Raw genomic sequence first — 20,904 nt, forward strand, 5'->3', positions numbered from 1 at the left:
CGCCCTTCCAGGGCATGAGAATCTTGGCCTGCCTGCGTCATCCTGGGTAACGTCCCTCACGTGACTGAGCGCAGCTGGGGTTTCCGCACCCGTGCCCTGCACGCCGGCGGTACGCCCGACCCGGCGACCGGGGCGAGGGCGGTACCGATTTACCAGACCACGAGTTTCGTGTTCGAGGACGCCGCCGACGCGGCGAACCTGTTCGCCCTGCAGAAATACGGCAACATCTACAGCCGGATCGGCAACCCGACCGTGGCCGCGTTCGAGGAGCGCCTTGCCAGCCTCGAAGGCGGGATCGGCGGGGTGGCCACGAGCAGCGGGCAGGCCGCGGAGTTCCTGACGTTCTCCGCGCTCGCCGAGGCGGGCGAGCACATCGTGTCCGCGAGCGGTCTCTACGGCGGCACCGTGACCCAGCTGGCCGGCACGCTGCGCCGGTTCGGCGTGGAGACCACGTTCGTCGCCGGGGACGATCTCGACGCCTACGCGGCGGCGATCACAGAGAAGACGCGGCTCATCTTCACCGAGGTGATCGGCAATCCCAGCGGTGGCATCGCGGATATCGCCGGTCTCGCCGAGCTGGCGCACTCACACGACATCCCGCTGGTGGTGGACGCGACGCTCGCGACGCCGTATCTGTGCCGCCCGATCGAGCACGGCGCGGACATCGTGCTGCACTCGGCGACGAAGTTCCTTGGCGGGCACGGGACGACGCTCGGCGGCATCGTCGTCGAAGCCGGCACGTTCAACTGGGGCAACGGGAAGTTCCCGCGGATGACCGAGGTCGTGCCGTCCTACGGCGGGTTGAAGTACTGGGAGAACTTCGGCGAGTACGCGTTCTGCACCCGGCTGCGGGCCGAGCAGCTGCGCGACATCGGCGCGGTGCTGTCGCCGCATTCGGCGTTCCTGCTGTTGCAGGGCGTGGAGACGTTGCCGCAGCGGATGGAGGCGCACGTGCGCAACGCGAAGACGGTCGCGGAGTTCCTGGCGGCAGACGAGCGGGTGGCGTGGGTCGGCTACGCGGGGTTGCCCGATCATGAGCATCACGAGCGCGCGAAGAAGTACCTGCCGCAGGGGCCGGGCGCGGTGTTCTCCTTCGGTGTCAAGGGCGGACGGGCCGCGGGTGAGAAGTTCGTCGAGTCGGTCGAGCTGCTGTCGCACCTGGCGAACGTCGGGGACGCGCGCTCCCTGGTCATCCATCCGGCTTCGACGACGCACCAGCAGCTGAACGACGAGCAGCTGGCGGCCGGTGGGGTCGGGCCCGACCTGATCCGGCTGTCGGTCGGGCTGGAGGACGTCGAGGACATCTGCTGGGACATCGATCAGGCACTCGCGGCGGCGGTGAAGGAATGATTCTCGATACTTCCGTACCGGCCGGTGCGGTGCGCACCGAGTCGCCGCTCACCTGGACCCCGCCGACCGCGCGGGAACGGCAGGCGATCCTGGCGCGCACCAGGTCGGTGACGATCATCGGGGCGTCCGACAACCCGGCCAGGCCGAGCTTTTTCGTGGCGACATACCTGTTGTCGTCGAGCCGGTACCGGGTGCACTTCGTCAACCCGCGGCTGAAGACCCTGCTCGGGCAGCCGGTGTACGCGTCGCTCGCCGACGTGCCGGAGGTGGATCTGGTGAGCGTGTTCCGCAAGCACGCCGACCTGCCGGACGTGGCCGAGGAGGTCATCAAGGCCGGGGCGCGCACGCTGTGGCTGCAGCTGGGGTTGTGGCACGAACCGGTCGCGCAGCGGGCGGCCGAAGCGGGGCTCGACACGGTGATGAACCGGTGCGTGAAGATCGAGCACGCGCGCTTCGCGGGCGGCTTACATCTCGCGGGTTTCAATACTGGGGTAGTGAGTTCACGCCGGCAGTCGGCGCCGTGAGAAAAGGAAGAATCGTGCGGTCCGAACGGTTGTCCTTGATATGACTGGAGAACTGCGGGTTACCTTCATAGGTGGACCGACCGCGCTGCTGGAGATCGGCGGCAAGCGGTTGCTCACCGACCCGACGTTCAGCCCAGCCGGTGACTACGAGACCGCACCGGGCCGGACGTTGACGAAGACCGAGGACCCGGCCGTCAGCCTCGACTCGGTGGAACCCCTCGACGCCGTACTGCTCTCGCACGACCAGCACGTCGACAACCTCGACCCGGCGGGCCGTGCGCTCGTCGAGCGGATCCTGCTGACCCTGACCACGGTGAGCGGCGCGCGCCGCCTCGGCGGGACGGCGCAGGGCCTGCCCCAGTGGTCGGCGCTCGCGCTGGGGCAGCTGGAGGTGATCGCCGTACCGGCTCAGCACGGTCCGAGCGGGGCCGAGGGTGTGGTCGGCGAGGTGACGGGATTCGTGTTGCGGGGCCGCGATCTACCGTCGGTGTACATCTCGGGTGACAACGCGTCGCTGGAGCAGGTGCGGGCGATCGCACGCCGCGTCGGCCCGGTCGATGTGGCGCTGCTGTTCGCGGGCGCGGCACGAACTTCGCTGTTCGACGGCGCGGCGCTGACGCTCACGAGCGAGGCCGCCGCGGAGGCGGCTCGGATCCTGAACGCGAAGATCGTGATCCCGGTGCACACGCGTGGCTGGGCGCATTTCACGGAGGGCCCGGACTCGATCCGCAAGGCCTTCGCGAACGCGGGCCTGAGCGAGCGGCTGCGGGTGCTCGACCCCGGCGAGTCGATCACGCTGGTCAGCAGGCGCGCCACGTCCTGACGCCGTCCAAAGCCGGTATCAAGGCCGCGTGGTGTCGAAGCGGGCCGTGAATTCCCGGCGGCCCGCCTCCGTGAGCGCACCGTGCAGGCGCAGGCGGGCCATGCCGCCGTCCGGGTAGATGTCGAGGCGCAAGTACCGCAGCTCCCGCGTCTCGTCGAGCGGGAAGCGGTGGCGGGTGTCGGGTTGCAGGCGAGTCCGCGGCAGGATCTCGAACCACTCCTCCCCGTCGGCGGACCCCGACAAGGCGGCCCAGCCCGGCGCGTTTCCCTTGAAGTGACTGGTATCCAGCTCGGCCAGTCGCGGCACGCCCGTCGCGGCCAGCGCGATCACCACCCAGTCGTTGCCGTCGTCGCGCCGCCGCGCGGTTTCCCAGCCCTCCCCCATCACCGACGCGAATCCGGGTGCGATGAGGTTTTCCGGCGCCGCGAAGTACAGGTTGCTCGCCTCGCACACGCGCGCACCGTTTTCCAGTGCGGCGAGGTCCAGCGCGCCGAGGTCGAGCAAACCCGGGTCCGCCACCGGAGAACCGTGCACCCGCAACCGCGCCACGCCGCCGTCCGGGTGGATCGTCAGGCGCACATGGGTCCAGCGATACGGGGACCACACCGCCAGGAAGTTCTCCGTGTCGCCTTGCAACGGGGACTTCGGCACGAGCGTCGTCCACTTCAATGCGGACAGTTCTGCCGGGCTCGGGTAGTCCTCCACCGCGACGGCTTCGATCGACGCATACGGCGGGTAATTGCCGGTGAAGAATGCCGTGTCGACGATGACACCCGAGACCACGCCGGGCAGACCGAGCCGCACGATCGCCTCGTCGGAGCCCGGCTCGCGACGGCGGCGCGTCTCCCAGCCGTCATACAGCTGGCCCTTGTGCCCGAAGCTCCACGGCCGGAACTCCGGTTTCGCGGGCTTGATCAGGTTTTCCCGCTCGGCGAACAGCTCGTCGCTGGCCCACACCACGCTGCCACCGACCCGCCGCGACGCGAGCTCCGGCTCGTTTGTCCACTCTGGACGGTCTGTCACGAAACCCCTTCCCGCACCAGCAATTCACCCCGCGGCTGGTCGCCGATCTCCTGGCCCCGCAGCCATGTCGAGCGCACCAACCCGGTCAATGTGCGGCCGTCGTAAGCGCTGACCGGGTTGCGGTGCCACAGCTTCGCGACATCGACCACGAACTCCTCTTCCGGCGCGAACACACAGAAATCCGCGTCGGCGCCGACGTCGATGCGGCCCTTGCGCGTCAGCCCGGCCTGCGCGGCCGGCCGTTCCGCCATCCACCGGATCACCTCGGCGAGCGTGAAACCGCGATCCCGCGCACCCGTCCACACCGCGGGAAACGCGACCTGCAAGCTCGAGATCCCGCCCCACGCCAAGCCGAAGTCATTGGTGTGCTTCAACTCCGGTGGGCACGGCGAATGATCGCTGACCACGCAGTCGATCGTGCCGTCGGCCAAGCCCTGCCACAGCAGTTCCCGGTTACGTGACTCGCGAATCGGCGGGCAGCACTTGAACTCCGTGGCGCCGTCGGGGATCTCCTCGGCGCGGAAGGTCAGGTAATGCGGGCACGTTTCCACGGTCAGCGCCACCCCGTCCCGCCGCGCCTGGCCGATCATCGCGAGAGCGTCCGAAGAGGACAGATGCAGGATGTGCGCCCGTGCCCCGGTGCGCTGCGCCAGCTCGATGACGCGCGCGATCGCGACGTTCTCCGCCTCACGCGGCCGCGAGTTCAGGAAGTTTTTGTATTGCGCGCCAACGGGTTGCGATGCCTGTTCGATCGTCGCGGCGTCCTCGGCGTGCACGATCATCACTGCACCCAGCTCCCGCAGCAGCCGCAGATCCGCCGCCAGTTCGACGGCTCCCAGCGGCGGAAACTCGTCGACACCCGAATGCAGCAGGAAACATTTGAACCCGGACACGCCGGCTTCGTGCAGGCCGCGCAATTCCTTGCTGTTGCCGGGAATCGCGCCACCCCAGAAGCCGACATCGACGTACACGCGCCCGGCCGCGGCCTGCCGCTTCGCCTCCAGCGACGGGACATCGACCGTCGCGGGCACGCTGTTGAGCGGCATATCGACAATTGTCGTGATCCCGCCCGCCGCGGCGGCGCGAGTCGCGGTCTCGAAGCCCTCCCATTCGACGCGGCCCGGCTCGTTGACGTGCACGTGAGTGTCGACGAGACCGGGCAGCAGTACCTCGTCCGCTCGCAGCTCGACGACTCGCGGGCCACTCAGCGTGCCGTGCTCGTCCACGGCCACGACCCGGCCGCCCTCGACACCGACGTCGAAGGCCCCCTCACCGGCGGCGGTCACCGCATGCCGTGCCCGGAGGACGAGCTCCATGACCTACTCCCGGCCGGAGAGCCGGGCGACCAGCTCGATCAACGCCCCGTGGTCGAGGCGGCCGTGTCCCTGGGCTTTCAGCGAAGCCATCAGCTGCGAGACCACCGCGCCGAGCGGGATCACGACCCCGGCTTCCCTGGCGGCGGCCTGCACGATGCCGAGGTCCTTGTCGTGCAGCTCGACCCGGAAGCCCGGGGTGAACTCCCGCCTGATCATCGCGGCCGCCTTGCGGTCGAGGATGCGGTTCCCGGCCAGGCCGCCGGCGAGCACCTTGATCGCCGCTTCGGTGTCCACGTCGTGCGCTTCGAGGAACACCAGGGACTCGGCGACCAGTTCGATCGTGCCCGCCACGATGAGCTGGTTCGCCGCCTTGACGGTCTGCCCGGCACCGGCGGCGCCGACGTGCACGACAGTGCTGCCGACCGCGTCGAGGACCGCGCGGGCGGCGGCGAAGTCCGCGGCCGCGCCGCCGACCATGATCGACAAGGTGCCTTCGATCGCGCCCTGCTCACCGCCGGATACGGGCGCGTCGAGCGCCCGGATGCGCCCCGCGATCTCGCGCGAGACGTCGGGCCGGATGGTGCTGCAGTCGATCAGCAGCGTGCCGTCCCCGGCATGGGCCAGTACGCCGTCCTCGCCGAGGACGACCGCTTCGACGTCGGGTGAATCGGGCAGCATGGTGATCACGACGTCCGCGTCCGCGACGGCTTCGGCGACACTGCCGGCACCACGCCCGCCGGCCTCGACGAGCTTGTCCACTTTGGCCGCGCTGCGGTTGTAGCCGGTGACCTCGAACCCGGCCTGGACCAGGTTTGCGGCCATCGGGCCGCCCATGATGCCGAGGCCGATGAAGCCGATCTTCGTCATCGCTGTCCTTCCAGCCAGCCGAACGAGTCCTCGGTGCGCCCGCTCGGCCGGTACTCGAGGCCGACGTATCCGTCATAACCTGCCGACGCGAGTTTCGCCAGGTAGCCGGTGATGTCCAGGGTGCCGGTGCCAGGCTCCTGCCTGCCGGGAACGTCCGCCACCTGGACGTGACCGATCCGCGGGGTGTGCCGCTCGATCACGGCGTCCAGATCGTCACCGTTGGTGCCGAGGTGGTACAGGTCGAACAGCAGTGTGACGTTGTCCCGGCCCAGCTTGTCGAGCACGGCGAGCGCGTCGGCCGCGGTCCGGAGTGGATAGCGGTCGGCACCCGAGAGCGGTTCGATGGCCAGCCGCGCACCGATCCCGGCGGCCGCGGCGGCTGCGGAGTCCAGTGTGGACAGTGCGTGCTCGTCCTGCGCGGCGGGTTCCTGCCCGTCGATGCGGTTGCCGTACAAGGCATTGAAGGTGCGGCAGCCCAGTTGACCGGCGATACCGACGGCGATGTCCACACTGTCCGCCAGCTCCTTCTCACGGCCGATCCACGACACGATGCCACGATGACCCGCCGCCAGGTCATCGGCGAAGAAGTTCAGGCCCGCCAGAGTGACGCCGGCGTCGGCGACCGACCGGACGAACTCGTCGACCTCGCGGTCACCGGGCGCCGCCGTGTCGAACGGCCACCAGTACTCGACGGCGGTGAAACCCGCCGCGCGGGCGGCTTCGGCGCGCCGGCGCAGCGGAAGCTCGGTGAACAGGATCGAAAGGTTGGCATCGTATCGCACGGTTCCAGCTTCGCCGGTCGCATCGTGGGCGTCAACGGGATACGGTGCGGTGATGACAGCCGACCTTGGCGGATTCAACAACACGCCGCCGGCCGAGCTCCGGCCGGATCTCGTGGCGTGCCTGGATGTGCCGCGGTGGGTGGAAACCGTGCTGACCGGCCGGCCGTACGCCGATCTGGCCGCATTGAAGGCGCGGGCGAACCTCACGCTGGAGCCCGGCGAAATCCGTCGCGCGATGGCCGCGCATCCCCGGATCGGCGAGAAGACCGGCGGTGTTCCGGCGATGGAACAATCCGGTGTGGACAGTGCCGGCGCGGAGAAGTTCCGTATCGCCAACGTCGAGTACGAAGCGCGATTCGGGCACGTGTACCTGGTCTGCGCGATCGGTCGCAGCGGGGAGGAACTGCTGGACGACCTGCACAGCCGGATGGCCAACGACCCGGACACGGAACTCGCCGTCGCCGGACGCGAACTGGTGAAGATCGCCTTGCTGCGCCTGGAAAAACTGGCATGAGCCTGGTGACGACGCATGTCCTCGACGCGGCGGCCGGCCGGCCGGCGCCCGGCATCCCGGTGCAGCTGGAAACCGGCGGGCAAATCATCGCGCACGGGCTCACCGACGTGGACGGCCGGATCCGTGACCTCGGCCCGGACCAGCTCGTACCCGGCGTCTACCGGCTGGTCTTCGACACCGGAAATTACCTTGGCCCCGAAGGGTTCTTCCCGGAAATCATCGTGAGCTTCCGGATCACCGACGGCGCCGCGCATCACCACGTGCCGATCCTGCTCAGCCCGTTCGCCTACTCCACCTACCGAGGGAGCTGACCGGCCGTGGCCATCACCTTGGGCCCCAACCAGTACGGCAAGGCCGAAGTCCGCTTGGTCACGGTAAACCGCAACGGGCCGGTGCATTCGATCAAGGACCTCACGGTGTCCACCTCCCTGCGTGGTGACCTCGCGGCGACGCATTTGGCCGGTGACAACAGTGGTGTCGTGGCCACGGACACCCAGAAGAACATCGTGTACGCCTTCGCGAAAGAAAGTCCGGTCGGTGAGATCGAGGACTTCGCGCTGCGGCTGGGCCGGCATTTCGTGCGCGAATACGACACCATTACCGGCGCTCGAATTCTCATCGACGAGCACGGTTGGGAGCGCATCACGGTCGACGGCAAACCACACGATCACTCGTTTTCCCGTGCCGGCAAGGAAAAACGGACCACCGCGGTGACCGTGGACGGCGACCGCACGTGGGTCGTTTCGGGGCTGCGGGATCTGGTGGTGCTGAAATCCACCGGCTCGGAATTCCACGGCTTCCCGCGTGACAAATACACCACTCTGCCCGAGACCGATGATCGAGTGCTCGCCACGGCCGTCACCGCGCGCTGGCGATATCAGGGTCCGGTTCCCGACTGGGGCACGAGCTTCGCCGAGATCCGGCGGATCATGCTGGAGAAGTTCGCGACGCTGCACAGCTATTCGCTGCAGCAGACGTTGTACGCGATGGGCGAGGCGGTGCTGGCCGAACGCGCCGAGGTGGCCGAGATCCGGTTGTCACTGCCCAACAAGCACCATTTCCTTGTCGATCTCAGCCCGTTCGGGTTGGAGAACGACAACGAGGTCTTCTACGCCGCCGACCGCCCGTACGGTCTCATCGAAGGCACCGTGCTGCGTGACGACGCCGAGGATGCCGGTCTGGCTTGGTGAACACCTAGGTCCCGGTCAGGTGTTCCGGACGGACCGGGACGCGGGTCAGTGCCTTGCCAGTGGCCGCGCGGATCGCCGAGACGATCGCCGGGGTGGACGAGATCGTCGGCGGCTCGCCGACACCACGCACCCCGTACGGCGCATGGGGGTCGGCCAGCTCCAGCACGTCGATCGACATCGGCGGCATGTCCAGTACGGTCGGGATGAGATAGTCGGTGAACGAGGGATTACGGATTTTCCCTTGCTGTATCTGGATTTCCTCCATCACGGCGAGCCCGAGTCCCTGCGCGGACCCGCCCTGGATCTGACCGACCACGGCCTGCGGGTTGAGCGCCTTGCCGACGTCCTGCGCGCAGTCGAGCGCGACGACCTTGACCAGCCCCAGCTCCACGTCGACATCGACCACAGCCCGGTGCGCGGCGAAACCGTACTGCACATGGGCGTTCCCGGCGCCGGTCTCGGGATCGAGTGTCTCAGTAGGACGGTGGTGCCATTCGATCGTCTCATCGATCGCGGTGTCACCCAGTACTTCCACCACATCCACGCCCGGCGCGGCCGCCAGCCGGGCCGACAGTGCTGAGCGCACGGCGAGACTCGCGGCCCGCACCGCGCCCCCGGTCACGTAGGTCTGCCGGGAGGCCGAAGTGGACCCCGCATTGCCGATTGTGGTGTCCATCGGCAGGATCGTCACCCGCTCCACACCGAGTTCGGTCCGCACGATCTGCTGCACCACGGTGACCAGGCCCTGCCCGACCTCGCATGCCGCCGTCTGCACCGTGGCCGCCGGCTCGCCGCCGACGACTTCCAGCCGCACGCGCGCGGTGGCATAGTCGTCGAAGCCTTCGGAAAAGCAGATGTTCTTGATCCCGACCGCATAACCGATCCCGCGCACCACGCCTTCGCCGTGCGTCGTGTTGGACACCCCGCCGGGCAGCGTGCGCAAGTCCGGTTCGGACGGTGGCGAGGGCGGCAACGGCTTGGCTGCCACCCGTCGCAGCAGCTCCGCGACCGGCGCGGCCGAGTCCACCACCTGGCCGGTCGGCATGACCGAACCTTCGCTCATCGCGTTGCGGACGCGGATCTCGACCGGGTCCAGTCCGCACGCGTCGGCGAGTCTGTCCATTTGCGACTCGTAGGCGAAAGCCGCTTGCACCGCACCGAATCCCCGCATCGCGCCACACGGTGGGTTGTTGGTGTACGCACCCCAGCAGTCGATCGACACGTTCGGCACGTCGTACGGGCCGACCCCGAGCGTCGCCGCATTCGCCACCACAGCAGCGGTTGACGAGGCGTACGCGCCGCCGTCGAGATAGATACGCGCCTTGACGTACACCAGTTTCCCGTCGCGGTCGGCGCCGTGCTCGTAGTGCAGCGTCGCCGGATGCCGGTGCACGTGGCCGTAGAAGGATTCCTCGCGGTTGTACACCATCTTCACGGGCTTGCCGGTGCGCAACGCGAGCAGGCAGGCATGCACCTGGATGGACAGATCCTCGCGGCCGCCGAACGCGCCACCGACCCCGCCGAGGGTCAGCCGCACCTTCTCCTCCGGCAGCCCCAGCGCGGCCACGATCTGCCGCCGGTCCACATGCAACCACTGGGTCGCGACGAACAGGTCGACGCCGCCGTCCTCCGCCGGGACCGCGAGCCCCGACTCCGGGCCGAGAAACGCCTGATCCTGCATGCCGACCTGATACGAGCCGGTGACGACGACCTCGGCCTTCGCGTCCCCGCGCCCGCCGGCGCCAGAGGCATCGAACAGAGCACCACGGCGGATCGGCACCTGCCGCACGACATTCCCGCCGGGATGCAGATGGGGCGCCTCCCCGGAAACCGCTTTCTCGGCGTCCGTCACGGGTCCGAGCACCTCGTAGTCCACCCGGATCCGTTTCATCGCACGGCGTGCTGTCTCCGGATGATCGGCGGCGACGAGCGCCACCGGCTCACCCTGATACCGCACGACGTCCACGGCGAGCACCGGCTGATCGGGATGCTCGAGACCGTACCGGTTCACGCCGGGCACGTCCTCATGCGTCAGCACGGCGTAAACCCCTTGTACAGCAACGGCTTCGGTGACGTCGATTGCCTTGATCCTCGCGTACGGATGGGGACTGCGCAGCGTCGCGCCCCAGATCATGTCCTCATGCCACAAATCCGAGGAATAGGCGAACTCGCCGCGCACCTTGACCGTGCCGTCGGGACGGCTCGGGCTCGTCCCGATCCCGTTCTCGGTGACGCGCTCGACAGTGGTCATCGCAGGCTCCGGGCGGCACTGGCTAGTTCAGCGGCAAGCGTGCTTTCATCCGCGGTACGCAGTTCTCCTTCCGCCACCACGGTTTCGCCGCCGACCATGAGCAGTTTCAGCGGCGGCGTCGCGGCCAGCACCAGTGCCGCGACCGGGTCCTCGATGCCCGCGTAGCGCAGGCCGGTGAGGTCCCACACCGCGAGGTCGGCGAGCTTCCCGGGCTCCAGTGAACCCAGTTCTTCTTCCCTGCCAAGGCATCGGGCACCACCGATCGTGCCCATGCGCAACGCTTCGCGGACCGTCAGCGCCGTCGGGCCGCCGCGTTGCCGCGCCTGCAGCAACGCCTGATGCAGCTCCTCGCCAAGGCCGCCGCACTCGTTCGACGCGGCGCCGTCGACGCCGAGACCGACCGGCGCGCCCGCGTCCAGCAGATCCCGCACCGGCGCGATTCCCGTGCCCAGCCGTCCATTCGACGTCGGGCAGTGCGCGGCGCCGGTACCGGTCGCACCGAAGCGGCGGACCGCGGCCGGCGCGAGGTGCACCGAGTGTGCCAGCCAGACGTCCTCGCCGAGCCAGCCCAGCTTGTCGGCGTATTCGGCCGGGGTGCACCCGAACTCGTCCTGGCACTGCCGTTCCTCGTCGAGGGTCTCGGCGAGATGCGTGTGCAGCCGGACTCCCTTGCGCCGCGCCAGTTCCGCCGCGCCGGTCATCAGGTTCCCGGTCACCGTGAACGGCGAGCACGGCCCGGCTGCGATGCGAATGCGCGCGTTCGGTGCGGCGTCGTGGTAGGTGTCGATGGCCTGCTCGGTGCCGAGCAACGTGGCCTCGGTGTCCTCGACGAGATGGTCCGGCGGCAGTCCCCCGTCCGACTCGCCGCGGTCCATCGAACCGCGGACGAGATGCACGCGAACGCCGAGGCGCCGGGTTGCCTCGACCAACGCCGCGATCTGGTCGCCGCCCTCGCGCGGGAACACATAGTGGTGATCGGCGACGGTCGTGCATCCGGTCAGCGCTAGGCGGGCCAGCCCGGCGCTCGCGGCGGCCTGCGTGACGCCCGCGTCAAGCCGCCCCCAGATCGGGTACAGCTCGACGAGCCACTGGAACAACGTCGAGTCGGCGGCGAGCCCGCGGGTCGCCCACTGGTACAGGTGGTGGTGGGTGTTCACCAAGCCCGGCGTGATCAGGCAACCGGATACGTCGATCCGCACGTCGCCCTCGACGGTGCCAGGACCGACCGCGACGATCCGCTCGTCCTCGATCACCACGTGGCCGTCGCGATATTCCGTGTCCTCGGCGTCGACGGTCGCGATCGCCGCACCGGTCAGCACCGTCCTCATCGGACCGCCGCCATCCTGACCGCGTCCAGGATCTTCTCGTAACCCGTGCAGCGGCACAGGTTTCCGGCCAGCGCCTCGCGGATCTCCTCGTCGCTCGGGTCCGGCACCCGGTTCAGCAGGTCGTGTGCCGCGACGATGAGACCCGGCGTGCAGAATCCACACTGGACGGCACCGGAGTCCAGAAAGGACTGTTGCACCCGGTCGAACCCGTCACCTTCGGCCAGACCTTCGACCGTGCGCACCACCCGGCCTTCCGCCTGCCCGGCCGCGACCAGGCACGAGCACACCGGCACGTCGTCCAGATACACCGTGCACGAGCCACATTCCCCTTGCTCACAAGCGTTTTTCGACCCCGGCAGGCCAAGCCGCTCACGCAGCACGTACAGCAGGCTCTCGCCTTCCCAGACGTCGTCGGCCTGCCTGGCCTCGCCGTTGACGGTCACGTTCAGGCGCATGCGTTGTCCTACCTTCTTTGTTGGGTCTGAACTGGTCATTCGTAGGATCGGTGGACCCTGGGGCTCCGGTATGGCTCGCATGGTTCCGCCGCAGTGAAGGCTGAAAGGACTTGGCCGCCCGGGCCCCCGCGACGACTCGACCGCTCATTGGGATACGCGTGGATCGCTGTGCAGGACATCGTCGGCGTGGTCGTCTGTGGGCGATCGACCTGAACAGCGGCGGTGCCGCGCTGCTGATCGGCCTGCTGGTCAACCACGCCCAGGAATTGGTCTATATCACCGGGTTGAAGGTCCACCGCGCTGCCGGAACCTACCGGGGCGAAGGGAAAACCGACGCGAAAGACGCGTTCGTCATCGCCGACCAGGCCCGCCTCCGCCGCGACCTCGGCCCGTTGCGGGCCGGGGACGAGATCGCGGTGGACTTGCGGACCCTGACCAACCGGCGCACCGACCTGGTCTGCGACCGCACCCGGGCGATCAACCGGATCGGCCACCAACTGCTGGAGTACTTCCCCGCACTGGAACGCAGCCTCGACCCCTCCCGCAAAGGACACCTGGTACTGCTGACAGAACACCAGACCCCGGACCGAATCCGGCGACTTGGCGAGCAACACCTGACCCACTGGCTGCAGCACCGCAAGGTCCGCAAAGCCGAATCGGTCGCACACGCGGCCATCGAAGCCGCCGCCACGCAGCACACCACGCTGCCCGGTCAGAAACTCGCCGCCGCGATGGTCGAACGGCTGGCCAAGCGGACGATAGCCCTCAACGCCGAAATCGCCGAAATCGCCGAAATCGACGCGATGATCGAGGAACGGTTTCGCCAGCACCGCCACGCCGAGGTGATCCTCACCCTGCCCGGTTTCGGCCCGACTCTCGCTGCGGAATTTCTCGCCGCCACCGGCGGCGAGATGACCGCGTTCGGCTCGGTCGACCGTCTCGCCGGCTACGCCGGGCTCGCCCCGGTTCCCCGTGATTCCGGCCGAATCCGCGGCAACCTGCGACGACCTCGCCGCTACCACCGCGGTCTGCTGCGGGCCTGCTAGCTCGCCGCCTCGGCCAGCTTGCCCAGCTGCCCGATCTCCAAGGCCTACTACCAGCGCAAACACGCCGAAGGCAAACGACACGAACAAGCCCTGCTCTGCCTCGCCCGCCGACGCCTCAACGTCATATGGGCCATGCTCCGCGACGACGCTGACTACCACGCTTCACCCCCGATCCCGGTGGCTGCGTGACTTGACAATCCCCATTGGGAAGTCCTTTCCGAGAAGCTCCTGCCAGGCCCAGCCGAGCGTGCGCCGGGCAAGGACGGACAGTGCGTGCCTGCGATAGGCGGCGGTGCCGCGGACATCGTCGATCGGCTCCGCCGCCGCGGCGACGAGCTCACCGAACCTGCGCCCGACCGAGTCCGGCAGCGGCGAGCCCCACGGCAGCTCGGCGCTGAGGAACTCCTCCGCTTCCCGGACCCGGCGCGGCGTAGGCGCCGCGGACCCGATGGCCGCCCGCACGCGGTGGTCTTCGATGGCGATCGCGAACGAGCACACCGCGATGACCATCGCATTGCGGGTGCCGACCTTCGAGAACTGCTGCGCTCCCGCACGGACCGGCAGGTGCACCGCCGTGATCAACTCATCGTCGGCCAGCGCATTTCGTTTGACACCCACATAAAAATCCTCGGCCGGGATGAGCCTGGTACCACGTGTCGACGAGGCTTCGATCCGCGCACCGGACACGAGCAGCACGGGATGCGTGTCCCCGGCTGGCGAGGCCGCGCCGAGATTGCCACCGACCGTGCCCCGGTTGCGGATCTGCGGTGAGCCGACCGTCCTGGATGCCATCGCCAGACCCGGCAACCACTCGCCCAGCTCGGCGATGACCCTTGTGTAGGGCACACAGGCGCCGAGCCGGACCTGTGCGTCCGAAGTGGACCATCCGGCGAGCTCGCCGATACCGGTGAGATCGAGCAGGGCAGCCGGGCGGCGGTGGTCGAAGTTCAATTCGACCATCACGTCGGTACCGCCCGCGATGGGTACCGCGTCCGGGCGCTCGGCCTTCAGGGCCAGCGCCTCGGCGAGGGTCCGGGGCCGCAGGAAATCCACCTGGTCAGTAGAACGCCGCCACCCGCGCGACGGCAACGGCACCAAAGTATGAACCGAAGCGCCCGGTCAGGCCTGTAGTTGGTGCTTTCCCACGAACGCTACTGCGCCTTCGGCACGTAGAACGCCGTCGTGCGTTCCGCGGCTGCCTTCGCCTGCGCCGGGTCCTCACCGGACGCTTCGTGTGCCGCGCGCCAGGCGGCGGCGCTGGCGGTCATGAGCTCCCCCGCCTCGGGCGAGGATTCCCAGCCCTCATGCGGTCTGTCCACTCCGGCCAGATGCAGCGCGAGTCCGAAAACGGTGAGATCCCAGCCGACGCCCACCGCACCCGGCCCGAACTGCTCCCAGAACTTCTCGTCCACATCGCCGGAATGCTCGAGCACGAACTTCGTGCCGCTGTCGATGGAACTCAGCCGCACCTCGACGAAAGTCGCCGCCGCATCACCGAAGATCCAGCTCACCCGCAACAGCCGGGGCCGCTCGCACTTGAGGATCTCCCCGCCGGCATTGCCTTCGAGCTGATAGCGGCCGCCAAGCCGCAAGTCACCGCTGACCGGCAGGAACCAGCGGCCGATGCGCTCGGGATCGGTGCAGGCGCCCCACACGTCTTCGATCTCCGCCGGGTATTCGCGCTGGAGCACCACGACCCGGCCACGCACCTCCCGGCGGATGGCGTTGATCTCCCCGGCGATGTCCATCACGTCCCCTTCCGTCGTTCTCGTTTGCCTCGTGCCAGCTCGGTGCCCAGCGCGTCGAGGCGCTGGTTCCAGAACCCGCGGAACCTTTCCAGCCACGCGTCGACCTCCACCAGCGGAGCACTGTCCACTGTGTACAGCCGACGCGCCCCCTCGGCACGCACCGTGGTGAACCCGTTCTCCCGCAACACCCGCAGATGCTGGGACACCGCGGGCTGGGAAATGCCGAACTCGTCCCGGATGGCCGCGCCGATCGCCCCCGACGTCTGCTCTCCCGCCGCCAGCAACTCGAGAATGCGGCGGCGCACGGGATCGCCGAGAACATCGAACGCGTGCACCGGCCGATAGTCTCAGTGCTTGCTTATATAAGTCAAGGCTTAAATCGGTCGGGTAGGATCGAGAAGGCCATGACTTCCGTGCGGACCTTGCTCGAGATCCCGGAGCTGCGCCTGCGGCTGCGCACCGGGTCGGCCCTCCTCGGCCGCGAGATCACCCGCATCTACGGGACCGAGCTACCCGATCCCGGCCGGTACGTCTCCACGGGCGAGCTCGTGTTGACCGGTCTGCTCTGGTGGCGCGAGCCCGGCGACGCCGGTCCCTGGGTCGCCGCGCTGGCTGAAGCCGGGGTCGCCGCGCTGGCCGCGTCCGGTGCAGACACTTCCGGGATTCCCGAAGACGTCATCCAGGCCTGCGCGCGGCACCGGATCCCCCTGCTGGAGGTGCCGGCCGACCTGTCGTTCGCGGTGATCACCGAACGCGTCGTGCTCGCGCTGGCGGCCGGCCGGGGACGCGAGCCGAGCGGGGCACGCAAACGCCTACTGTCCACAGCGGACGCTCCACTGCCCGTACTGTTGCGGCAGGGCGCGGAAGAACTCGGCGCGGCGTGCTGGGTGCTGTCCGGTACCGGGCGTGTCGTCGGCGGGACCTCGCCGGAAGCGCCGCCGGTCGAGTGGTTCACCCCGGGCAGCGAACGCACGGTCCACGACGAGTATACGTTGCTGCCCATCGACGGGCGGTTCAGGATCCCGTGGATTCTCGCGGTGCGTTCACCCGAGGCGGACGACCTGACCGACGAGCTCGCCGGCCTGGTCAGCCTCGCCCGCGCTCGTGCCGAGGAGATCCGCCGGATGGCCGACCGGGCGGCCGAGCCACTGTTCGCCACGTTGACGGGCGGCCCAGGTGATCTGGCGGCTGCGTTCGCTGCCTCGGGCCGCGTGGCCCCGGCACGAGTGGTGCTGGTGCGGACACCCGGCAGCGACCTCGCGCGAGAGCTGCTGACCGAAGTGCTCGCCGAAGTGCCCGTGTCGTTCGGGGCACTCGGCGAAGACGCCTGCGCGATCGCGGAGGTCGACCCGCAGTGGCCCCCGAACTGGACGTCGAGCGCCCGGCATCGTCTGTCCACTGTGGCCCGGTTCACCGATGCTCCCCGCGTGTTCGCCGGGGTGAGCGGTCCGGCCACAGTGGACGGTCTGCGTGGCGCCGCTCAGGAGGCGTTGCACGCCCTGGAACTGGCGGCTCGCCGCGGTGAACCGGTGGCCGTCGTCTCAGGTGAGGATGTGGCGGTGCATCGCCTGCTGATCGCGGGCGCACCCGACGACCTCCGGCGATCGGTGCGGGAACGGGTGCTCGGTCCGCTGCTGGCCTACGACGCCGCACAGGGCACGGACCTGGTGCGGACCGTGCGGGTGTTCCTCGAATGCGCCAGTTCTCCCACCGCGGCCGCGAAGGCGCTACATGTCCACGTGAACACCTTGCGCTACCGCATCACCCGCGCGTCGGAACTGCTGGGCTTGGACCTCAGCGATTTCGCCACACAGGTGGACGTCTACCTCGCGCTCCAGGCATAAGCCGCCGTCGGGGTTCATGGTGCGGGCCCGCCACGCTCAGGAAATCCGCTCGTAGGCCGACAGCGTCAGGAAATCGACGTAGTGCTCGGCCAGCGCGACCTCTTCGAACAGCTCGACCGCCGAGGCCAGCAGGTCACCCGGGATCTCGCCGTCGAGCTCCTTGCGCACGTCGTCGAGCACCGACTTGACCAGGTCTCGTGTGACCGTCTCGCCGTTGTCGAGCGTCGTGCCGTTCTGCACCCACTGCCAGATCTGCGATCGCGATATCTCCGCGGTCGCGGCATCCTCCATCAGGTCGTGGATGCCGGCCGCACCGTTGCCGCCCAGCCAGGACGCGATGTACCGGACGCCGACATCGACCGCACCACGCAGACCCGCCGCGGTGGCCGAGCCCTCGGTGGCCGCCACGTTGAGCAGGTCGTCCGCGGTGACGGACACCTCCTCACGCAGCCGGTCGAGCTGGTTCGGCTTGTCCCCCAGCACCTTGTCGAACTCCTCGCGGCACAGGTCGACCATGCCCGGGTGCGCGACCCAGGAACCGTCGAACCCGTCGCCCGCCTCGCGTGCCTTGTCGGCGTGGACCTTCTTGGAGGCGTTTTCGTTGACCGCCGGGTCCTTGCTCGGGATGAACGCGGCCATCCCGCCGATCGCGAACGCGCCGCGCTTGTGGCATGTGCGCACCAGCAACTCGGTGTAGGCACGCATGAACGGCGCCGTCATCGTGACGCTGTTGCGGTCGGGCAGCACGAACTTCTCGCCCGCGTCACGGAAGAACTTGATGATGCTGAACAGGTAGTCCCAGCGGCCCGCGTTGAGACCCGAGGCGTGCTCACGCAGCTCGTAGAGGATCTCCTCCATCTCGAACGCGGCGGGGATCGTCTCGATGAGAACGGTCGCGCGGATGGTGCCGTGCTCGATGCCCAGCTCCTTCTCCGCGTAGCTGAACACGTCGTTCCACAGCCGCGCTTCGAGGTGACTTTCCATCTTCGGCAAGTAGAAGTACGGGCCGGCGTCGTTCGCCAGCAGCGCGCGCACGTTGTGGAAGAAGTACAGGCCGAAGTCCACCAGCGCGCCGACGCCCCTGCGGCCGCCGAAAGTCAGGTTCCGCTCGTCGAGATGCCAGCCGCGCGGGCGGACCACGATCGTCGCGAGTGGCGCGTCCTTCCGCAGCTCGTAATGCTTGCCGTTACTGTCGAGCGTGATGTCGCCCCGGATCGCGTCCCGCAGGTTGACCTGGCCACCGACAACGTTGCGCCAGTGCGGGGTGTTCGCGTCCTCGAAGTCGGCCAGCCACACCTTGGCGCCCGAGTTCAGCGCGTTGATCGTCATCTTGCGATCGGTGGGCCCGGTGATCTCGACACGACGGTCCTGCAGCGCCGGGGGCGCGACCGCGACCCGCCAATCGCCCTCGCGGATCTCCTTCGTGTCGGGCAGGAAGTCCAGCCGGCCGGTGCGCTTGGCCTCCTCGCGGCGCTTGCCACGAGCTCGGAGCAACTCGTCGCGGCGGGCGGCGAAATTGTCATGCAAGCCGGCGAGGAACTCCAGCGCCTCACGCGTCAGGATCTCGTCGCCTCGCTCGACCGACCCGCCGAGCACCTGGGCTTCAGACATGCGGCAACACTCCCAAAAGACATCCGTTCGTTTTTACATCTCGGACTATAGTTTCTGCATAGCGGAAGCTCAACGTGAGGAGGGCCGGTGCCCGAGGAAAAAACGGGTCGCGACGGCAGCGTCCAGTCGCTGCGTCGCGCCTTCGAGCTGCTGGAACACCTTGCCGATACGGGGGGCGAGGCCAGCCTGTCGGAGCTGGCGACGACCTCGGGTCTGCCGATGCCCACGATCCACCGGCTGATCCGGACCCTCGTGGCACTGGGGTACGTGCGGCAGAACACGAACCGCCGCTACGCGCTGGGGGCTCGGCTCATCCGGCTGGGTGAGAGCGCGAGCATGCAGTTCGGCACGTGGGCACGGCCGCTGCTGGCCGAACTGGTCGACGAGGTCGGCGAGACGGCGAACCTCGCGGTGCTGGAGCGTGACGAGGTGGTGTACGTGGCGCAGGTGCCGTCGAAGCACTCGATGCGGATGTTCACCGAAGTCGGGCGGCGGGTGCTGCCGCACGGCACGGGCGTGGGCAAGGCGATCTTGTCGCAACTGCCGGCCGAGGAGGCGCGCGCGCTACTGGGCCGGACCGGGATGCCTGCCTACACCGAGCACACGATCACGTCCGCCGACGAGCTGCTTCACCACCTGACGACGATCGCCGCGCAGGGATACGCGGTGGACGAGAGCGAGCAGGAGCTGGGGGTCCGCTGCGTGGCCGTCCCACTGACCGGCACCCCCGCGCCCGCCGCGGTCTCGGTATCCGGCCCGGAAGGACGGCTGACGAAGGACGCGGTTTCGCGCATCGCCCCGGTAGTCCAGCGCGTGGCGGCGACATTGTCCGAGCACCTGGCGAGCGAGGAGCTGAGCGCCTAGCTGCCCGCGACAACCCGTCAGCCCAGCAGCGCGTCCACGAAGGCGCCCGGTTCGAAGGGGGCCAGGTCGTCCGGCCCCTCGCCGAGGCCGACGAGTTTCACCGGGACCCCGAGCTCCCGCTGGACCTGGAACACGATCCCGCCCTTGGCGGTGCCGTCCAGTTTCGTCAGCGCGATCCCGGTCACGTCGATGACCTCGCGGAACACCCGCGCCTGCGCGAGCCCGTTCTGCCCGGTGGTGGCGTCCAGCACCAACAACACCTCGTCGACCTTCGCCTGCTTCTCCACGACCCGCTTGACCTTGCCCAGCTCGTCCATCAGGCCGGTCTTGGTGTGCAACCGCCCCGCGGTGTCGATCAGCACCGCGTCGACCCCGGCCTCGACCCCGCGCTTCACCGCGTCGAACGCGACCGACGCCGGGTCCGCGCCTTCCTTACCGCGCACGACCTCGGCACCGACCCGCTCCGCCCAGGTTTGCAGCTGATCGGCCGCCGCCGCGCGGAAGGTGTCCGCCGCGCCCAGCACCACGCGGCTGTCCTGCGCGACCAGCACCCGCGCCAGTTTGCCCGTGGTGGTGGTCTTTCCGGTGCCGTTCACCCCGGCGACCAGTACGACCGCAGGCTGCTTCTGCCCGTCGACCGTGTGCGGCAACGCCCGCACGGCACGCGGCGCGTCGGTTTCCAGCGCACCGGTCAGCACGTCACGCAACACCTGCCGCGCCTCCTCCGGCGACCGCACGGTGCGCGTGGTGATCTCCGTCCGCAGCCGTTCCACGATCTCCGTTGTGGTGGCCGCGCCGAGGTCCGCGACCAGAAGCGTGTCCTCGATGTCCTGCCACGAGTCTTCGTCGAGGTCACCGGCGCCCAGCAGCCCCAGCAGGCTCTGCCCGAACACCGACCGGGACTTCGACAGCCGCCCGCGCAACCGTTCCAGCCGTCCGGCGGCCGGCTCGGGTTCCTCGACGGCGACCGCCACCGGCTCCGGTTCGGCAGCGGGCGCGGGCTCCTCGGTCGGCAGTTTGACGTCGACGATCCCCCGCCGCGGCGCATCCCTCGGCACCGACGCGTCGTCGCCGACGCCGGGCTGGCCGTCGACCTCCGTGCGCTCACCAGCCGGATGCGGTGGAGCCTCCTGACCACCAGGCGCCAGCGCGATTCCGCCGTCCGCCCGGTAGCCGCCGCCTCTCGGTTTGGGCTCACCCTCCGGCCGTTCGGGCGCGCGCAGGGTGATCCGCCGGCGCCGCGCCACCGTCAGACCGGTGACCAACGTGATCGCCAGCAGGATGACGACTACCAGGATGATCCAGAACCAGAGGTTGCTCGACACGCCTCAATCCTCGCATCTACCGGGTGACCGGCGAGAACACCCC

General features: G+C 68.9%; 20 protein-coding genes and 1 pseudogene. 9 read left to right on the forward strand and 12 right to left on the reverse strand.

Annotated features, from left to right (window positions below):
• Positions 1-60 precede the first annotated feature (60 nt).
• From GKO32_RS15185 to GKO32_RS15195, 3 genes are read left to right on the forward strand one after another with little or no spacing between them, the layout of a single operon-like run.
• Positions 61-1,350, forward strand: coding sequence for an O-acetylhomoserine aminocarboxypropyltransferase/cysteine synthase family protein (locus GKO32_RS15185; RefSeq protein ID WP_312867950.1), 1,290 nt, complete (start codon positions 61-63; stop codon positions 1,348-1,350).
• Positions 1,347-1,874, forward strand: coding sequence for a CoA-binding protein (locus tag GKO32_RS15190; protein WP_154757514.1), 528 nt, complete (start codon positions 1,347-1,349; stop codon positions 1,872-1,874). Before GKO32_RS15185 ends, GKO32_RS15190 begins: the two co-directional genes overlap by 4 nt.
• A 40-nt stretch (positions 1,875-1,914) precedes the next feature.
• Complete coding sequence (locus GKO32_RS15195; protein WP_154757515.1) at positions 1,915-2,697, forward strand: MBL fold metallo-hydrolase; 783 nt, start codon at positions 1,915-1,917, stop codon at positions 2,695-2,697.
• A gap of 18 nt (positions 2,698-2,715) precedes the next feature.
• On the opposite strand, the gene alc is transcribed toward GKO32_RS15195, so the two are convergent.
• Genes alc through GKO32_RS15215 form a run of 4 tightly spaced genes read right to left on the reverse strand, consistent with a single transcriptional unit; the run spans position 2,716 to position 6,685 of the window.
• Positions 2,716-3,720 carry an allantoicase gene (gene alc, locus GKO32_RS15200; protein WP_312867951.1) on the reverse strand — a complete coding sequence of 335 codons (1,005 nt, stop codon included), beginning with the start codon at positions 3,718-3,720 and terminating at the stop codon, positions 2,716-2,718.
• Positions 3,717-5,036, reverse strand: a complete 1,320-nt coding sequence (gene allB / locus GKO32_RS15205) for an allantoinase AllB (protein WP_154757516.1) — start codon at positions 5,034-5,036, stop codon at positions 3,717-3,719. Before allB ends, alc begins: the two co-directional genes overlap by 4 nt.
• A 3-nt stretch (positions 5,037-5,039) precedes the next feature.
• Entirely contained in the window at positions 5,040-5,903 is an 864-nt protein-coding gene (locus tag GKO32_RS15210) for an NAD(P)-dependent oxidoreductase (RefSeq protein WP_154757517.1), read from the reverse strand.
• A complete protein-coding gene (locus GKO32_RS15215) occupies positions 5,900-6,685 on the reverse strand; it encodes a hydroxypyruvate isomerase family protein (protein WP_312867952.1) in 786 nt (261 codons plus the stop codon). The genes GKO32_RS15210 and GKO32_RS15215 overlap by 4 nt, the downstream gene beginning before the upstream one ends.
• Before the next feature lie 52 nt (positions 6,686-6,737).
• Here GKO32_RS15215 and GKO32_RS15220 point away from each other — a divergent pair, with 52 nt between their 5' ends.
• Genes GKO32_RS15220 through pucL form a run of 3 tightly spaced genes read left to right on the forward strand, consistent with a single transcriptional unit; the run spans position 6,738 to position 8,389 of the window.
• A complete protein-coding gene (locus GKO32_RS15220) occupies positions 6,738-7,199 on the forward strand; it encodes a 2-oxo-4-hydroxy-4-carboxy-5-ureidoimidazoline decarboxylase (protein WP_154757519.1) in 462 nt (153 codons plus the stop codon).
• The gene (gene uraH / locus GKO32_RS15225) at positions 7,196-7,510 is read left to right on the forward strand and encodes a hydroxyisourate hydrolase (protein WP_154757520.1); all 315 of its coding nucleotides are present in this window, start codon (positions 7,196-7,198) and stop codon (positions 7,508-7,510) included. The genes GKO32_RS15220 and uraH overlap by 4 nt, the downstream gene beginning before the upstream one ends.
• A 6-nt stretch (positions 7,511-7,516) precedes the next feature.
• Complete coding sequence (gene pucL / locus GKO32_RS15230) at positions 7,517-8,389, forward strand: factor-independent urate hydroxylase (protein ID WP_312867953.1); 873 nt, start codon at positions 7,517-7,519, stop codon at positions 8,387-8,389.
• 4 nt (positions 8,390-8,393) lie between these two features.
• Here pucL and GKO32_RS15235 read toward each other — a convergent pair whose 3' ends face one another.
• Genes GKO32_RS15235 through GKO32_RS15245 form a run of 3 tightly spaced genes read right to left on the reverse strand, consistent with a single transcriptional unit; the run spans position 8,394 to position 12,423 of the window.
• Positions 8,394-10,640 carry a xanthine dehydrogenase family protein molybdopterin-binding subunit gene (locus GKO32_RS15235; protein WP_154757521.1) on the reverse strand — a complete coding sequence of 749 codons (2,247 nt, stop codon included), beginning with the start codon at positions 10,638-10,640 and terminating at the stop codon, positions 8,394-8,396.
• Complete coding sequence (locus GKO32_RS15240) at positions 10,637-11,968, reverse strand: 8-oxoguanine deaminase (RefSeq protein ID WP_154757522.1); 1,332 nt, start codon at positions 11,966-11,968, stop codon at positions 10,637-10,639. The genes GKO32_RS15235 and GKO32_RS15240 overlap by 4 nt, the downstream gene beginning before the upstream one ends.
• Positions 11,965-12,423: a (2Fe-2S)-binding protein gene (locus tag GKO32_RS15245; protein ID WP_154757523.1), complete on the reverse strand. Its 459-nt coding sequence runs from the start codon at positions 12,421-12,423 to the stop codon at positions 11,965-11,967. Before GKO32_RS15245 ends, GKO32_RS15240 begins: the two co-directional genes overlap by 4 nt.
• Before the next feature lie 197 nt (positions 12,424-12,620).
• Here GKO32_RS15245 and GKO32_RS15250 point away from each other — a divergent pair.
• Positions 12,621-13,658: pseudogene (locus GKO32_RS15250) on the forward strand (IS110 family RNA-guided transposase); the annotation flags it as partial.
• On the opposite strand, the gene GKO32_RS15255 reads toward GKO32_RS15250, so the two are convergent.
• From GKO32_RS15255 to GKO32_RS15265, 3 genes are all read right to left on the reverse strand, one after another.
• Positions 13,632-14,522, reverse strand: a complete 891-nt coding sequence (locus tag GKO32_RS15255; protein WP_312867954.1) for an FAD binding domain-containing protein — start codon at positions 14,520-14,522, stop codon at positions 13,632-13,634. The pseudogene GKO32_RS15250 and the gene GKO32_RS15255 sit on opposite strands and share 27 nt — an antisense overlap.
• 98 nt (positions 14,523-14,620) lie before the next feature.
• The gene (locus GKO32_RS15260; RefSeq protein ID WP_154757525.1) at positions 14,621-15,217 is read right to left on the reverse strand and encodes an SRPBCC family protein; all 597 of its coding nucleotides are present in this window, start codon (positions 15,215-15,217) and stop codon (positions 14,621-14,623) included.
• Positions 15,217-15,552 carry an ArsR/SmtB family transcription factor gene (locus GKO32_RS15265; RefSeq protein WP_312867955.1) on the reverse strand — a complete coding sequence of 112 codons (336 nt, stop codon included), beginning with the start codon at positions 15,550-15,552 and terminating at the stop codon, positions 15,217-15,219. The genes GKO32_RS15260 and GKO32_RS15265 overlap by 1 nt, the downstream gene beginning before the upstream one ends.
• Positions 15,553-15,621: 69 nt before the next feature.
• Here GKO32_RS15265 and GKO32_RS15270 point away from each other — a divergent pair, with 69 nt between their 5' ends.
• A complete protein-coding gene (locus GKO32_RS15270; protein WP_154757526.1) occupies positions 15,622-17,061 on the forward strand; it encodes a PucR family transcriptional regulator in 1,440 nt (479 codons plus the stop codon).
• 36 nt (positions 17,062-17,097) lie between these two features.
• Here GKO32_RS15270 and aceB read toward each other — a convergent pair whose 3' ends face one another.
• Positions 17,098-18,672: a malate synthase A gene (gene aceB / locus GKO32_RS15275; protein WP_154757527.1), complete on the reverse strand. Its 1,575-nt coding sequence runs from the start codon at positions 18,670-18,672 to the stop codon at positions 17,098-17,100.
• An 87-nt stretch (positions 18,673-18,759) separates the two neighbouring features.
• Here aceB and GKO32_RS15280 point away from each other — a divergent pair, with 87 nt between their 5' ends.
• Positions 18,760-19,536 carry an IclR family transcriptional regulator gene (locus GKO32_RS15280; protein ID WP_312867956.1) on the forward strand — a complete coding sequence of 259 codons (777 nt, stop codon included), beginning with the start codon at positions 18,760-18,762 and terminating at the stop codon, positions 19,534-19,536.
• A gap of 17 nt (positions 19,537-19,553) precedes the next feature.
• Here GKO32_RS15280 and ftsY read toward each other — a convergent pair whose 3' ends face one another.
• Complete coding sequence (gene ftsY / locus GKO32_RS15285; RefSeq protein ID WP_312867957.1) at positions 19,554-20,861, reverse strand: signal recognition particle-docking protein FtsY; 1,308 nt, start codon at positions 20,859-20,861, stop codon at positions 19,554-19,556.
• Between the last annotated feature and the right edge of the window lie 43 nt (positions 20,862-20,904).

Origin of the sequence: Amycolatopsis pithecellobii (genome assembly GCF_009707865.1) — a bacterium.
GTDB lineage: Bacteria > Actinomycetota > Actinomycetes > Mycobacteriales > Pseudonocardiaceae > Amycolatopsis_E > Amycolatopsis_E pithecellobii.

Excerpts from the sequence above, each read along its gene's own strand:
- GKO32_RS15190 (WP_154757514.1), top strand. The coding sequence starts at position 1,347 with ATGATTCTCGATACTTCCGTACCGGCCGGTGCGGTGCGCACCGAGTCG.
- GKO32_RS15220 (WP_154757519.1), top strand. The coding sequence starts at position 6,738 with ATGACAGCCGACCTTGGCGGATTCAACAACACGCCGCCGGCCGAGCTC.
- GKO32_RS15240 (WP_154757522.1), bottom strand. The coding sequence starts at position 11,968 with ATGAGGACGGTGCTGACCGGTGCGGCGATCGCGACCGTCGACGCCGAG.
- aceB (WP_154757527.1), bottom strand. The coding sequence starts at position 18,672 with ATGTCTGAAGCCCAGGTGCTCGGCGGGTCGGTCGAGCGAGGCGACGAG.
- GKO32_RS15235 (WP_154757521.1), bottom strand. The coding sequence starts at position 10,640 with ATGACCACTGTCGAGCGCGTCACCGAGAACGGGATCGGGACGAGCCCG.
- allB (WP_154757516.1), bottom strand. The coding sequence starts at position 5,036 with ATGGAGCTCGTCCTCCGGGCACGGCATGCGGTGACCGCCGCCGGTGAG.
- uraH (WP_154757520.1), top strand. The coding sequence starts at position 7,196 with ATGAGCCTGGTGACGACGCATGTCCTCGACGCGGCGGCCGGCCGGCCG.
- GKO32_RS15210 (WP_154757517.1), bottom strand. The coding sequence starts at position 5,903 with ATGACGAAGATCGGCTTCATCGGCCTCGGCATCATGGGCGGCCCGATG.
- GKO32_RS15245 (WP_154757523.1), bottom strand. The coding sequence starts at position 12,423 with ATGCGCCTGAACGTGACCGTCAACGGCGAGGCCAGGCAGGCCGACGAC.
- GKO32_RS15260 (WP_154757525.1), bottom strand. The coding sequence starts at position 15,217 with ATGGACATCGCCGGGGAGATCAACGCCATCCGCCGGGAGGTGCGTGGC.
- GKO32_RS15195 (WP_154757515.1), top strand. The coding sequence starts at position 1,915 with ATGACTGGAGAACTGCGGGTTACCTTCATAGGTGGACCGACCGCGCTG.
- GKO32_RS15270 (WP_154757526.1), top strand. The coding sequence starts at position 15,622 with ATGACTTCCGTGCGGACCTTGCTCGAGATCCCGGAGCTGCGCCTGCGG.